This is a genomic window from Bradyrhizobium sp. GW821-FHT12B03 (assembly GCF_058807535.1).
In genome coordinates this window covers 368,365-382,049 of sequence record NZ_JBXAQU010000001.1, presented here as the reverse complement: position 1 = coordinate 382,049, position 13,685 = coordinate 368,365, and the positions used below count along the sequence as shown (strand labels likewise).

Sequence of the window (13,685 nt, the reverse complement as noted above, 5' to 3'; positions counted from 1 at the left end):
AGCCATGCGGATTTCGCAGGGGCGAAAGTGCGATGTCATGTTGTCTCGGTCTCACCGCGAGCACACGGCAACCTCTCCCGCTTGCGGGAGAGGTCGGCACGAAGTGCCGGGTGAGGGCTCTCTCCTCTTGGGGGTTCTCGCTCGCGGAAGCCCCCTCTCCCCCGCCCTCCCCCGCAAGCGGGGGAGGGAGCGCATCTCGCGCGCCTCTAGTGCCTCGTCGCGGACTGAACCGGCATGTCCAGCAGTGCCTCGGTGAAGGGAAACTCCAGCACGACCTCGCCATCGACGTCGGTGACCTCGATGACCGCCTCCAGCAGCGCCGGCTGGGTCCCCTCCGATTTCAGGACCTCCAGGATCATCTGGCGGGCGACCTCCCAGGCGCGATCGGGATTGCGCAGGTCCTCGCCTTCGGGATCCACGATCAATTCATCGCCGATACGGGTGTTGAAGAAATATCTGGGCATGCCTGATCCAATGGGGTCGCCTGTAGCCGATTGGAAGCCGTTCCATACTCACAACTGGTTTATCCCGACAGGGATCACGACCTATCGACTATTTCGCATTATCATTCGCTCATCTTTGCGGCCGCAATACGCTCTTTTCGCAGTGCACCAATTCGGCCGGCCTACTACCTAGGTCGGGAAAATTTCACTGGCGAACTTTTCCCCCCGCAGTAACTTAGCTCGTGGGCGGATACGTCCGAATTCGCAAAAATGGAGAGCCAAATGGCCTGGAAAACCCCGAAGATCGTCGAAGTGCCCTGTGGCATGGAAATCAACATGTATGTGAGCGCCACCCGCAAGTAAGCGGTTGGTGGGTTTGCGTTCTGCGCAGGTGGTTCTTTCGGTCGAGCACTCTTTCGGTCGAGCACTGTCGGATACGACGTCTTCCGGTCACGATGCATTTCCGGAAGATAGATTTTGTGTCGACCTGAGATCCACCTCGCGACGTTGCTTCCAGGAGACGGATCATGCTTCGCGTCGTCGTCCTGGGCGCCGGGGCCGGCGGCGGAGTGCCGCAATGGAATTGCGGCTGCGAAGGCTGCCGCGCGGCCCGTGCCCTCGGCGATGAACTCGTGCGAACCCAGGCCTCTGTCGCCTTCAGCGGCGACGGCGAGCATTGGTTCCTGATCAACGCCTCTCCCGATCTCCGCCAGCAATTGCATGCCACGCCGCAGCTGCACCCCAGGGCGGGCGCGCTGCGCCATACGCCTGTCGCGGGCGTGATCCTGACCAATGGCGAAGTGGATGCGGTGGCGGGGCTGCTGTCGATGCGCGAGGGCTCGCCCTTCACGATCTATGCGCATGAGAAGGTGCTGGCGATCCTGAAGAGCAACAGCATCTTCAACGTGCTGAACGAGAAGAACGTGCGGCGCCAGCCGATCGCCATCAGCGAACCGTTCGAGCCGCGCCTGCCTGACGGGGCACGGTCAGGCATCGAGGTGCTGCCCTTCGCGGTTCCAGGCAAGGCGGCCTGGTATCTGGAAGGCAAGGCGCATCCGGGCGGCGAGACCGGCGACGGCGACACGCTGGGCCTCAAGATCACCGACAAGACGACCGGCAGGTGCTTCTATTTCATTGCCGCCTGCGCCGAGGTGACCGACGCGCTCAAGGCCGAGATCGATGGCGCCGCGCTGGTGTTCTTCGACGGCACGGTCTGGCAGGACGACGAGATGATCAGGGCCGGGCTCGGCCACAAGACCGGCAAGAGCATGGGACATGTCGCGATGTCCGGTCACGATGGCGCGATCGCGCGACTTTCTGATCTCAATATCGACAGGAAGCTGTTTCTGCATATCAATAACTCGAATCCGGCGCTGCTGCCCGCTTCACCCGAGCGCAAGGCCATTGAACAGGCGGGCTGGCAGATACCCGCAGATGGAACGGAGATCGTGCTGTGAATGCCGCGTCACTGACTGGAATGACCGCGCTCTCGATCGGCAAGGACATCAAGCTCACGAGCGCCGAGGAGCTGGAAGCGGCGCTGCGCCATATCGGCGCGACGCGCTATCACAGCCTGCATCCGTTCCATAAGCTGCTGCACGGCGGCAAGCTGAACAAGGGCCAGGTGCAGGCCTGGGCGCTGAACCGCTACTATTACCAGAGCACGATCCCGATCAAGGACGCGGTGGTGATCTCGCGCTTCCGCGACCGCGCCACGCGCCTGGAATGGCGCCACCGCATCGAGGACCATGACGGCGATGTCGGCTCCGAAGGCGGCATCGAGCGCTGGCTGAAGCTGACCGAAGGCCTCGGCCTCGACACCGCTTATGTGGAATCCACCGAAGGCATTCTCCCCGCCACGCGCTTCGCGGTGGAAGCCTACGTCCACTACTGCCGCGAGAAGAGCCCGCTGGAGGCGATCGCCTCCTCGCTCACCGAGCTGTTCGCGCCGAACCTGCATGAAGAGCGCATTGCCGGCATGCTGGAGCATTACGACTTCGTCAACCCCGACATCATGAGCTACTTCAAGCGGCGCCTCACGCAGGCGCCGCGCGATGCCAATTTCGCGCTCGACTATGTCAGGACGCACGCGCGGACGCCGGAAGAGCGCGCCTCCGTCTGCAATGCGCTGATCTTCAAGACCAACGTGCTGTGGGTGCAGCTGGATGCGCTCCAGCACGCCTATGTCGAGGGCAACATTCCGCCAGGCGCGTTCATGCCCAAAGCGAGCTGACGAGGAACTGTCATGGCCGGGCCGCGTCATATCAGTGTCAGCGAGGCAAGCCGTCCCGTGCTGCCGCGGCATGCCAAGCTGAAATACGACGAGACGCGCAAGGTCTGGGTGATCCTGGCGCCGGAGCGCGTGCTGGCACCGGACGAGATCGCCGTCGAAGTCTTGCAGCTCTGTAACGGCGAGCGTAGCGTCGGCGACGTCTCCGACCAGCTGGCGGCGAAATACGCCGCGCCGCGCGAGGCGATCCTGACCGACGTCATCGCCATGCTGCAGGATCTCGCCGACAAGGGCTTCCTCACCGAGATCAGGGAGAAGACGCCATGAGCGATGTGCTCCCGACCATCCCGCCCGAGACAAACGACAGCCTCGCGGTGCTGGAGAAGCAGCGTTCGACGGCGGAGACCTTCGGCATTCCGCTCGCCGTGCTGCTCGAGATCACCCATCGCTGCCCGCTGCAATGCCCCTATTGCTCCAACCCGGTCGAGCTCGATCGCTCGGGCAAGGAACTGACGACCGAGGAATGGAAGAAGGTGCTGAGCGAGCTCGCCGAGATCGGCGTGCTCCAGGTGCATTTCTCCGGCGGCGAGCCGACGGCGCGGAAGGATCTCGTCGAGCTGGTCAAGCACGCCAGCGACGTCGGCCTCTACACCAACCTCATCACCTCCGCCGTGCTGCTGACGCGCGAGCGGCTGAGCGAGCTTGCCGATGCCGGGCTCTGTCACGTGCAGATCAGCTTCCAGGGCGTCGAAGAAGGCCTCGCCGATCGCGTCGCCGGTTACAAAAACGGCCACCGCAAGAAGCTCGAAGTCGCGAAGTGGACGCGCGAGCTGGATCTGCCGCTCACCGTGAACGCGGTGATGCACCGGCAGAATTTGCACCAGCTCCCCGACATCATCCAGATGTCTGTCGATCTCGATGCCGACCGGCTCGAGGTCGCCAACGTGCAATATTACGGCTGGGCGCTGAAGAACCGCGCCGCGCTGATGCCGACCGTGGCGCAGCTCGACGAGTGCACTGACATCGTCGAGGAGGCACGCGAGCGGCTGAAGGGCCGGCTTTCGATCGACTACGTCGTGCCGGACTATTACGCGCTGCGGCCGAAGAAGTGCATGGGCGGCTGGGGCCGGCAGTTCTTCAACATCTCGCCCGCCGGCAAGGTGCTGCCCTGCCACGCCGCCGAGAGCATCACCGGGCTCGACTTCCTGTCCGTGCGCTCCAACCATTCGATCGCCTGGATCTGGCAGAACTCGGAAGCCTTCAACCGCTATCGCGGCACCGGCTGGATGAAGGAGCCGTGCAAGTCCTGCGAATTCCGCGAGATCGATTTCGGCGGCTGCCGCTGCCAGGCCTTCGCACTGACCGGCGATGCCGCCAACACCGATCCCGCCTGCGCGCTGTCGCCGCTGCACGAGACCATCTTCAAGCAGGCCGAGCGCGAGGCCGAAGGCGAGACCAACCGCTTCCTCTACCGCAACTTTGCCGGTGGCACCCTGGAATCCGAGAATGGCGCCTGACGCCGACGCGGCCAGTTCGGTCAAGCGCGCCGATCCCTTCGCGCCGCTGACCTCCGACATGCTCGACGTCGGCGACGGCCATGAGCTCTATGTCGAGAGCGTCGGCCGGGCCGACGGCATTCCCGCGGTCTATCTGCATGGCGGACCCGGCAGCGGCTGCCAGCCTGACCATCGCCGGCTGTTCGACCCCGATCGTTTCCATGCCGTGCTGTTCGACCAGCGCGGCTGCGGCCGCAGCCGTCCGAAGGGATCGCGCGCGCACAACACGACGGCGCATCTGATCGCGGACATGGAGACAATCCGCGAGAAATTCGGCTTCGACCGCTGGATGGTGGTCGGCGGCTCCTGGGGCGCGACGCTGGCGCTGGCTTATGCAGAGGCGCATCCCGCGCGCGTCTCCGGCATCGCGCTGCGGGCGACCTTCCTGGGCACGCGGGCGGAAGTCGAGACCGGCTTCACCGTGCGCCTGTCGCAGTTCTATCCCGCGCTCTACGAGGATTTCCTGAGCGTGCTGCCGCCGGAAGAGCGCGCGCACCCGGTGGATGCTTACTATCGACGCATCCTCGGTGCCGATCCGGCCGTGCACGGTCCGGCGGCGCGCGCCTGGCACGACACCGAACGCGCCTTGTCGGAACACAAGCCCGCAAGGACGCGGCTCGACCTCGCCTCGTTGAACGTCTGGCGCACATTGCCGGCGACGCCTTTCATGGAAGCGCACTACTTCGTCAACGACAGCTTCATGACCGCAAACCAGCTGCTGCGGAACGCGGGCAGGCTTGCCGGCATTCCCGGCATCATCGTCCAGGGCCGCTACGATCTGTTGTGCCCGCCCGAGACATCGCATGCGCTTGCAAAAGTCTGGCCGGGTTCCGAGATTCGAATCGTGGAAGAAGCCGGGCATTCGCTCTATGATGCCGGCGTCAGGGATGCGGTGATGAAGTCGATCGCGGACCTTGCTTCGAAAGCCGCGCGCTAGCGCGCAATAACGGGACAACAAGAAAATGCCGCTCGCCGGGAAAGGCATGCTGCTGACGTCGATGAATATCGACGTTTCAGATGAAGCCGATTTCAACCGCTGGTACGATCACGAGCATCTGGAAGAGCGCGTCGCGATCGAGGGATTTCTGGAGGCGCGGCGCTATGTCGCGCACGCCGCCACTCCCAAATATCTCTCGCTGTATTCGACCGAGACGCTCGACGTGCTCGACAGTCCCGCCTACCGGGCGCGGCTCGCCAACCAGACCGAATGGTCGCGGCGGACCATGGCGCATTTCAAGAACATGCTGCGCGTCGTCGCGCGCATCACCATCAGCAAGGGCACTGGTCGCGGCGCCGCGCTCGGCCTCGTGCGGCTGCGCCCCACAGCCGACAATGCCGCGCCATGGCGTGATGCACTGCAAGAAAAGCTGGCGCCGGAGAAGCGCGATGGCATCATCTCGATGCATCTGCTCGAGAGCGAACCGGAATTGTCGGGCGCAACGGCCGATATTCCGGCAGTGCGCAACGAAGGCGCGCGCGACTGGTTCGTGCTGATCGACGGCACGCATGTCGGCGCCGTCTCAGCCGTCATCGCCGAACGCTTCACCGGCCCCGCTGCGGCGCCCTTCCCGCTGCCCGTCTCCGTCGGCACCTACAGCCTGATGTGGGATCTGGCGAAGAGCGACATCGCGCGCGGCTGACCTCGCGCAATCGTGGGCGAGGCTCAGCTCACTCAAGTGTTTTGATCGCCTCGCTCGATGTCATTCACGTATTTCCGAGCTAACTGCCTTGTCTTCTGGGTGGCCCATTTTGAGTCTCTGACGTCCGAAAGCAGGCCTTTCAGGGTCACTTTCTCCGCCACCGAAAGGAACGGGACCCAAACCATTGCGCGTTCGCTCCATTGACTTGATTTAGCCTTTAGGACGGACCCGATGAGTATCGCGAACGGAAAAGACGTTGCCGCGCTTACGTTGCAAGCGATCTGGTCGAGCGCATCCCGCACGTCAGGGAAGGGGCGCTCCAGCAGCAGCCAGGCGCGATAGAAATCGTTGATGTCCTCAAGACGAAACTCCCGATCGTCGGCCCGCACGATCCAGGCGCCAGCTTCAGTGACGGCGATGCTTAGACCGTGATCAATCTCAAACTCAGTTGATACCGATCGTCCCATCGCACCCCCTTGCCTTGCTCCAAAGCAACATCGGAAGACCATATACGATCACGACGTTTCGCATGCGCAACATATTGCACCGCACGCACATCGCATGCGGCGTTAATGCTGTGCGCGCGTAGCTCCCATGAAAGAGGGGAAGCGCGCAAAATTGCCGTTGTACTTCGGAACGGTTCTAATAAGCTAACCCAATGACGTCATTCAGAAACCAGATCGACGCGCGTTAAGCGTTCGCCAAGCTCAAGAAGAGGCCGCCGGGTCTTTGAGCCTGCGCGGACAGGGTAGGAATGAAACCGACCGATATCGCGGCCCCCGACTACTTTCACAAAGTGGTCGATTGCCAATGGGCCTGTCCTGCGCACACTCCGGTTCCCGAATACATCCGACTGATCGCACAAGGCCGCTACAGCGACGCCTACATGATCAATTGGAAATCGAACGTGTTTCCCGGAATCCTGGGACGCACCTGCGATCGTCCATGCGAGCCGGCGTGCCGCCGCGGGCGCGTCGAGGAAACGCCGGTTGCGATCTGCCGCCTCAAGCGTGTCGCCGCCGATTTCAAGGACGACATCACGCAGCGCCTGCCGAAGCCCGCAGCGAAAAACGGCAAGCGCGTTGCATTCGTCGGCGGCGGGCCGGCCTCGCTGACCGTGGCGCGCGATCTCGCACCACTCGGCTATCACTGCACCGTGTTCGACGGCGATCCCGAAGCCGGCGGCATGATGCGCACGCAGATCCCGAAATTCCGCCTGCCCAATTCCGTCATCGACGAGGAGACCGGCTACATCCTGGGTCTCGGCGTCGACTTCAAAGGCGGCCACCGCATCGAGAGCATGAAGGCGCTGCTCGCGGAGAAATACGACGCGATCTTCGTCGGCTCCGGCGCGCCGCGCGGCCGTGAGCTCGACATTCCCGGCAGGAAAGAAGCTGCCGCCCACGTTCATATCGGCATCGACTGGCTGTCCTCGGTGTCGTTCGGCCACACCGACAAGATCGGCAAGCGCGTGATCGTGCTCGGCGGCGGCAACACCGCGATGGATTGCTGCCGCACGGCGCGCCGGCTCGGCGGCGAAGACGTCAAGGTGATCGTGCGCTCCGGCTTCGAGGAGATGAAGGCCTCGCCCTGGGAGAAGGAGGACGCGATCCACGAGGACATTCCGATCCTCAATTTCCTCGTTCCCGTCGCCTTCATCCACGACAACGGCAAGCTCACCGGCGTCACCGTCCAGAAGGTGAAGGCCGAATACGACGCCAGGGGCCGCCGCAACCTGGTGCCCTCGGGCGAGCCGGACCAGACTTTCGAGTGCGACGACGTGCTGGTCGCGGTCGGCCAGGAGAACGCCTTCCCCTGGATCGAGCCGGATTGCGGCATCGAGTTCGACAAATGGCACATGCCGAAGGTCGATCCGAAGACCTTCGTCTCGACCAACCCGAAGGTCTTCTTCGGCGGCGACGCCGCGTTCGGGCCCAAGAACATCATCTGGGCGGTCGCGCAGGGCCATGACGCCGCGCTGTCGATCCACAAGCTGCTCTCGGGCGAGGACATCACCGAGCGGCCGCTGCCGGAGGTGCATGTCTCCTCGCAGAAGATGGGCATCCACGAATGGAGCTATGACAACGACATCTCCGTCGACAAGCGCTTCAAGGTGCCGCATCGCGACAAGGTGATCGCGCTGAAGGACATCCGCACCGAGGTCGAGCTCGGCTACGACGTCAAGCTCGCGCTCGGCGAGGCCCATCGCTGCCTGAACTGCGACGTCCAGACGGTGTTCTCGACCTCGCTCTGCATTGAGTGCGACGCCTGCGTCGACATCTGCCCGATGGATTGCATCACCTTCACTGAGAATGGCGAGGAGAGCGACCTCCGCCAGCGCCTGAAGGCGCCCTCACCGCATCCGGACCAGGACCTCTATGTGTCCAGCGACCTCAAGACCGGGCGCGTGATGGTGAAGGACGAGGATGTCTGCCTGCATTGCGGGCTGTGCGCCGAGCGTTGTCCCACCGGCGCCTGGGACATGCAGAAATATTTGATCGAAATGACTCAAGCGGGTTCGACATGTCCGACAAAAAGCCGATCAGCAGCGTAAACGACTTCGTCGTCCGTTTCGCCAACGTCAACGGCTCGGGTTCGGCCAGCGCCAACGAGATGTTCGCGCGCGCGATCCTGCGCCATGGCGTCCCGGTCTCCCCGCGCAACATTTTCCCCTCCAACATCCAGGGGCTGCCGACCTGGTACGAGGTGCGGGTGACGGAAGCCGGCCATCTCGGCGCCCGCGGCGGCGTCGACATGATGGTGGCGATGAACCCGCAGACCTGGGACAAGGACGTCGCCGGCATCGAGCCCGGCGGCTATCTGTTCTACGATTCCACCAAGCCGATGCCGTCCACGAAATTCCGCGACGACATCACCGTGATCGGCGTGCCGCTCACCGCGATCACCAACTCGACCTACACCGATCCGCGCCAGCGCCAGCTGTTCAAGAACATCATCTATCTAGGCAGCCTCTCGGCGCTGCTCGACATGGACCCGAAGCTGATCGAGCAGCTGATCGGCGAGCAGTACAAGGGCAAGGAGAAGCTGCTCTCCTCCAACGTCCACGCGCTGCATCTCGGCCGCGACTGGGCGCTGCAGAACCTGAAATGTCCGATCGGGCTGCGGGTGAAGAAGTCCGACAAGGTCGGCGACCGCATCTTCATCGAGGGCAACAGCGCCGCCGCGCTCGGCGCCGTCTATGGCGGCGCCACGGTGTGCGCGTGGTATCCGATCACGCCGTCCTCGTCGGTGGCGGAAGCCTTCACCGCCCATTGCAAGAAGTACCGGCACGATCCGGAGACCGGCAAGGCGAAATACGCCATCGTGCAGGGCGAGGACGAGCTGGCCTCGATCGGCATCGTGATCGGCGCGTCCTGGAACGGTGCCCGCGCCTTCACCGCGACATCAGGTCCCGGCATCTCCCTGATGACCGAGTTCATCGGCCTCTCATACTTTGCCGAGATCCCGGCCGTGATCATGAACATCCAGCGCGCCGGCCCTTCCACGGGCATGCCGACCCGCACCCAGCAATGCGACATCATCGCCTGCGCCTATGCCTCGCACGGCGATACCAAGCACGTGCTGCTGTTCCCGGAGGATCCGGCGGAGGCGTTCGAGTTCGCGGCGGCGGCCTTCGATCTCGCCGAGCGGCTCCAGACCACGATCTTCCTGATGCTCGACCTCGACATCGGCATGAACCACCGGCTCTGCCGCCCGCTGAAGTGGGACGACGCCAAGCAGTATGACCGCGGCAAGATCATGACCGCGGAGATGCTGGAGGAAGGCCGCGACTTCGGCCGCTATCTCGACGTCGACGGCGACGGCATCCCCTACCGCACCTATCCCGGCACGCATCCGACCAAGGGCTCCTACTTCACCCGCGGAACCTCGCGTGACCGTTACGCGCGCTACTCCGAGGAAGGCTCGGTCTACGCCGACAACATGCAGCGCCTGGTGCGCAAGTTCGAGACCGCGCAGGATCTCGTGCCGCGCCCGCTGCAGGCCAATGCGGAACGGCCGACCAAATATGGCGTGATCTATTTCGGCTCGACTTCACCGGCGATGGACGAGGCGATCGGACTTTTGGAAGCACGCGGGCATCAGCTCGACCGGCTGCGCATCCGCGCCTTCCCGTTCCATTCGAGCGTGGCGAGCTTCCTCGCCGAGCACGACTTCGTCTACGTCGTCGAGCAGAACCGCGACAGCCAGCTGCGCCAGCTCATCGTCAACGAAAACGGCATCGACCCGGTGCGTCTCGTGCCGATCGTGCATTATGACGGCACCCCGATCACCGCCCGTTACATCGCAAAAGCCATTGGCGACCACCAGGATCACCTCAAGGTGACCCCGCTCCGCAAGGCCGTGTCATGATGACCGCTTCTTTGCTCTCTCCGTCATGCGCGGGCATAGCCGTCCGAAGGACGGCGTCGCTTCCGCTCGCCTATGCCCGGGCATCCACGCCTTTCTTCCGTGCCGCCAAGACGTGGATGGCCGGGACAAGCCCGGCCATGACGCCGCGGAAGCTTCAGGTGCTCTCATGACCTACATCGCAAAACCGAAATTCCATCATCCCGGGCTGAAGAAGAACGAGCTCGGCTACACGCATCGCGACTACGAGGGCAAGATCTCGACGCTGTGCGCCGGCTGTGGCCATGATTCGATCACGGCCTCGATCATCGAGGCCTGCTATGAGCTCTCGATCGAGCCGCACCGGGTGGCGAAGATTTCCGGCATCGGCTGCTCGTCCAAGACGCCGGACTACTTCCTCGGCAATTCGCACGGCTTCAACTCCGTGCACGGCCGCATGCCCTCGGTGCTGACCGGCGCCAACCTCGCCAACCGCGACCTGATCTATCTCGGCGTCTCCGGCGACGGCGATTCCGCCTCGATCGGTTTCGGCCAGTTCGCCCATTCGATCCGGCGCGGCGTCAACATGACCTATATCGTCGAGAACAACGGCGTCTACGGCCTGACCAAGGGCCAGTTCTCGGCGACCGCCGACCGCGGCTCGAAGAGCAAGAAGGGCGTCACCAATACCGACAACGCCATCGACCTCGTCGCGATCGCGCTCCAGCTAGGGGCCACCTTCGTCGCGCGCTCGTTCTCCGGCGACAAGACCCAGCTGGTGCCGCTGATCGCGGCCGCGATCGGCCACAAGGGCGCGTCCTTCATCGACGTCATCAGCCCCTGCATCGCCTTCAACAACCACGCCGGCTCGACCAAGAGCTTCGACTATGTCCGCGAGCACAATGACGCCGTGAACCGGCTCGACGTGCTGGTCGGCCGCGACCCGATCGCGGTCGATTACGCGCCGGGCACGGTGCAGGTGGTCGAGCAGCATGACGGCAGCAAGATCGCGCTGCGCAAGATCGACGCCGATTACGATCCGCACGACCGGCTCGGGGCCCAGACCTTCCTCGCGAAGCACGCCGCCAAGGGCCAGATCGTCACCGGTCTTCTCTACGTCGATCCCGATGCGGAAGATCTGCACAGCCATCTCAACACGGTCGAGACGCCGCTCAACACGCTGGAGGCGGACACGCTGTGCCCGGGCTCGGCGGCGCTGGACAAGTTCAACGCCAGCCTGCGCTGATCATTTGCCGCGTTGAAGCGGCGGCCTGACGCGCACGGTGATCTTCTCCGACACGACAGGCGGCTCGAACGGATAGTGTTTCGCGTCGCCCAGCACCAGCTGAAGGGTATGGGTCCCGGGCGGAAGCTCGAGAAATGTTTCGGTCTGCCCTGCCCCGAAATGCAGATGCGACTTGTCCTGCAGGATCGGCTCCTTCGGATCGACGGGGTCGCTGACGTCGACCAGCAAATGATGATGGCCGGCGTTCTGGTAGTCGTCGCCGGCATGCGTCACGCCCATGTTGCGCAGGCCGAACCGAACCAGGAATCCGCCACGCACCTTCTGCCCGTCATACGGGGTGATGAAATAAAGCTTTGCGTCCTTGGGAGCAGTCTTGCCCTGCGAATAGGCGATGCCCGGAATCAATGCGAGCGCCGCCGACAGCACAACGCAGCGAAGGATTTGCATCAGATTTACTCCAGCACCTAGGGACTGAGAGCGACGCGGAATCCATGCGTCGGGTAACGAACGTTGGTATCGTAACCATCGCGGTTGGACGGTCGCACGTATCGCGAGTCGTTCTTCCAGGAGCCCGAGCGTAGTACGTGCGAGCTGCAGTCCCCCCCACTCCATGCCGAGCCGTCATTGGGCGCGCCCTGATAGGTCTTGTGCCAGCAATCCTCGACCCATTGATCGACCCCGCCGCCCATGTCGTAGAGACCAAAAGGATTGGGCTTGAAGCTGCCGACTTTCGCCGGCTGCTCGGCCGCGGCGTCGCCGCAGTCCTTGCACCCGGCCATGCCCGTCTGGAGCTTGTCGCCCCACCAAAATTTGGTCTGCGTTCCACCCCGCGCCGCATATTCCCATTCGGCTTCGCTTGGAAGCCGGTACGACTTCTTCGTCGCCTGCGCGAGAAACGCAGCATATTCCCGTGCGTCGGTCCAACTCACATTGGCGATCGGCGCATCGTCCTTGCCGACGGCAGTGAAGGCGCACGCCTTTGCGGCTGCGCATTCGTTCCACTGCTGCACCGTCACCGGGTATTTGCCGATCGCGAATGGTTTGATCGCGACCTGATGAACAGGGCGTTCGGTCGGATCATCATTGCTTCCCATCGCGAAGTTGCCGCCGCGAATGGCGATCATTTCCGGTTCGCTGGCGGGCGTCGGCGATGGATTTGGCGCCGGCGCAGCCGGAGGCGGTGATGACGCCAGCGAGGGAGTCGGCTGCGGCGCTTGCGTCGCCGCTTCGCGCGGCGAGGGTTGCGGGCTCGGTGATGCGGCCGGAGGAGCAGCCGGTGCCGCAGCCTGCTCGCCCACCTTGCCCGGCAGCTGCGTCAGCAGATACCAGAGTGCGCCAGTGGCAATCACGAGCAGCGTGATGCCGAGGAGAAAGATCAGGGTATTCTCGCGCCGGCCTCGCGTCCTGCCGGCGGCATCTGCATCCGGCAGCACGCGATAGATGCGCACGGGGTCGGTGATGTTCTTGACCTTGCGATCGCCGAGCGATTCATAGCCGCACACCACCTTGTGCTTGATCTGCTCGTAGATCGCGCCGGAGATGTAGACCTGACCGGGCTCGGCGATACCCTCGATGCGCGTGGCGATATTGACACCGTCGCCGTAGACGTCGTCCGGCTCCACGATGACGTCGCCGAGATTGACGCCGATCCGGTATTCGATCCGGGTGTCCTTTGGAAGCGAAGCGTTGCGGCCGACGAGATTCTGCTGGATGACGATGCTGCACCGAACGGCCTCGACGGGACTGTCGAAAATCGCGATGAAGCCATCGCCCGTCGTCTTCACCAGTGCTCCATGATGCTCGACGATGCTAGGCTGAATGAGATCCCGCTCGATCCGTTTGACGCGAACATGCGTGCCCTCCTCGTCGGCCTGCATCAGGCGACTGTAGGAGGCGATGTCACCAACGATGATGGCCGCGAGACGACGCGGCATTGGGCCGTGTGGCGGCGGCCCATCCTGATTTCCGGATCTGAAGTTGCGAATTTCGCCCATTGCGGGGCACTCCACCAACTTGCAAGAGGCAGCCCCACCGTACGACTTCGAGAAGCATTTGTCTGTGAAGGCTGTCACACTGACGAATCGGGACAATGTCGAAGGATCAGCCGAGATCGAGTTCCGGCGAACCGAGGGCTTACATTGCGTGAACCTTCCTGGCCCGGCCTGCGACTAAGGCCCCCCGGAGCATCGATCACGACGCGCTGGAAGCGGACACGCTGTGCCC

Annotated in this window: 14 protein-coding genes; 10 read left to right on the top strand and 4 right to left on the bottom strand. The window is 63.5% G+C overall.

Going from position 1 to position 13,685, the window contains the following annotated elements; all coding sequences use genetic code 11:
- Positions 1-206: 206 nt before the first annotated feature.
- Positions 207-464 (bottom strand): DUF6894 family protein, encoded by a 258-nt coding sequence (locus AC1RUR_RS01900; RefSeq protein WP_246918807.1) that lies wholly within the window; start codon positions 462-464, stop codon positions 207-209.
- A gap of 261 nt (positions 465-725) precedes the next feature.
- On the opposite strand from AC1RUR_RS01900, the gene pqqA reads away from it, so the two are divergent.
- The 7 genes from pqqA (at position 726) to AC1RUR_RS01865 (ending at position 5,869) form a co-directional block, all read left to right on the top strand.
- Positions 726-806: a pyrroloquinoline quinone precursor peptide PqqA gene (gene pqqA, locus AC1RUR_RS01895; protein ID WP_045002119.1), complete on the top strand. Its 81-nt coding sequence runs from the start codon at positions 726-728 to the stop codon at positions 804-806.
- Between the two features lie 164 nt (positions 807-970).
- On the top strand, positions 971-1,900 hold the full coding sequence (gene pqqB, locus AC1RUR_RS01890) for a pyrroloquinoline quinone biosynthesis protein PqqB (RefSeq protein WP_492840762.1): 930 nt from the start codon (positions 971-973) through the stop codon (positions 1,898-1,900).
- Positions 1,897-2,676: a pyrroloquinoline-quinone synthase PqqC gene (gene pqqC / locus AC1RUR_RS01885; protein ID WP_492840760.1), complete on the top strand. Its 780-nt coding sequence runs from the start codon at positions 1,897-1,899 to the stop codon at positions 2,674-2,676. Before pqqB ends, pqqC begins: the two co-directional genes overlap by 4 nt.
- A 12-nt stretch (positions 2,677-2,688) precedes the next feature.
- Positions 2,689-3,000: a pyrroloquinoline quinone biosynthesis peptide chaperone PqqD gene (pqqD, locus tag AC1RUR_RS01880; protein WP_492840758.1), complete on the top strand. Its 312-nt coding sequence runs from the start codon at positions 2,689-2,691 to the stop codon at positions 2,998-3,000.
- Complete coding sequence (pqqE, locus tag AC1RUR_RS01875) at positions 2,997-4,190, top strand: pyrroloquinoline quinone biosynthesis protein PqqE (protein ID WP_492840756.1); 1,194 nt, start codon at positions 2,997-2,999, stop codon at positions 4,188-4,190. The genes pqqD and pqqE overlap by 4 nt, the downstream gene beginning before the upstream one ends.
- Complete coding sequence (gene pip, locus AC1RUR_RS01870) at positions 4,180-5,166, top strand: prolyl aminopeptidase (protein WP_492840754.1); 987 nt, start codon at positions 4,180-4,182, stop codon at positions 5,164-5,166. Before pqqE ends, pip begins: the two co-directional genes overlap by 11 nt.
- A 25-nt stretch (positions 5,167-5,191) precedes the next feature.
- Positions 5,192-5,869, top strand: a complete 678-nt coding sequence (locus AC1RUR_RS01865; protein WP_492840752.1) for a hypothetical protein — start codon at positions 5,192-5,194, stop codon at positions 5,867-5,869.
- Positions 5,870-5,901: 32 nt separating this feature from the next.
- Here the strand turns inward: AC1RUR_RS01865 and AC1RUR_RS01860 are convergent, their stop codons facing one another.
- Entirely contained in the window at positions 5,902-6,336 is a 435-nt protein-coding gene (locus tag AC1RUR_RS01860) for a hypothetical protein (protein ID WP_492840750.1), read from the bottom strand.
- A 287-nt stretch (positions 6,337-6,623) separates the two neighbouring features.
- On the opposite strand from AC1RUR_RS01860, the gene AC1RUR_RS01855 reads away from it, so the two are divergent.
- The 3 genes from AC1RUR_RS01855 (at position 6,624) to AC1RUR_RS01845 (ending at position 11,462) form a co-directional block, all read left to right on the top strand.
- A complete protein-coding gene (locus tag AC1RUR_RS01855) occupies positions 6,624-8,423 on the top strand; it encodes an FAD-dependent oxidoreductase (protein WP_492840748.1) in 1,800 nt (599 codons plus the stop codon).
- Positions 8,393-10,240: a 2-oxoacid:acceptor oxidoreductase subunit alpha gene (locus tag AC1RUR_RS01850; protein ID WP_492840746.1), complete on the top strand. Its 1,848-nt coding sequence runs from the start codon at positions 8,393-8,395 to the stop codon at positions 10,238-10,240. Before AC1RUR_RS01855 ends, AC1RUR_RS01850 begins: the two co-directional genes overlap by 31 nt.
- Before the next feature lie 166 nt (positions 10,241-10,406).
- A complete protein-coding gene (locus AC1RUR_RS01845; protein ID WP_492840744.1) occupies positions 10,407-11,462 on the top strand; it encodes a 2-oxoacid:ferredoxin oxidoreductase subunit beta in 1,056 nt (351 codons plus the stop codon).
- Here AC1RUR_RS01845 and AC1RUR_RS01840 read toward each other — a convergent pair whose 3' ends face one another.
- Positions 11,463-11,909: a DUF4399 domain-containing protein gene (locus AC1RUR_RS01840; RefSeq protein WP_492840742.1), complete on the bottom strand. Its 447-nt coding sequence runs from the start codon at positions 11,907-11,909 to the stop codon at positions 11,463-11,465.
- Between the two features lie 17 nt (positions 11,910-11,926).
- Positions 11,927-13,456, bottom strand: coding sequence for an SUMF1/EgtB/PvdO family nonheme iron enzyme (locus AC1RUR_RS01835; RefSeq protein ID WP_492840740.1), 1,530 nt, complete (start codon positions 13,454-13,456; stop codon positions 11,927-11,929).
- Between the last annotated feature and the right edge of the window lie 229 nt (positions 13,457-13,685).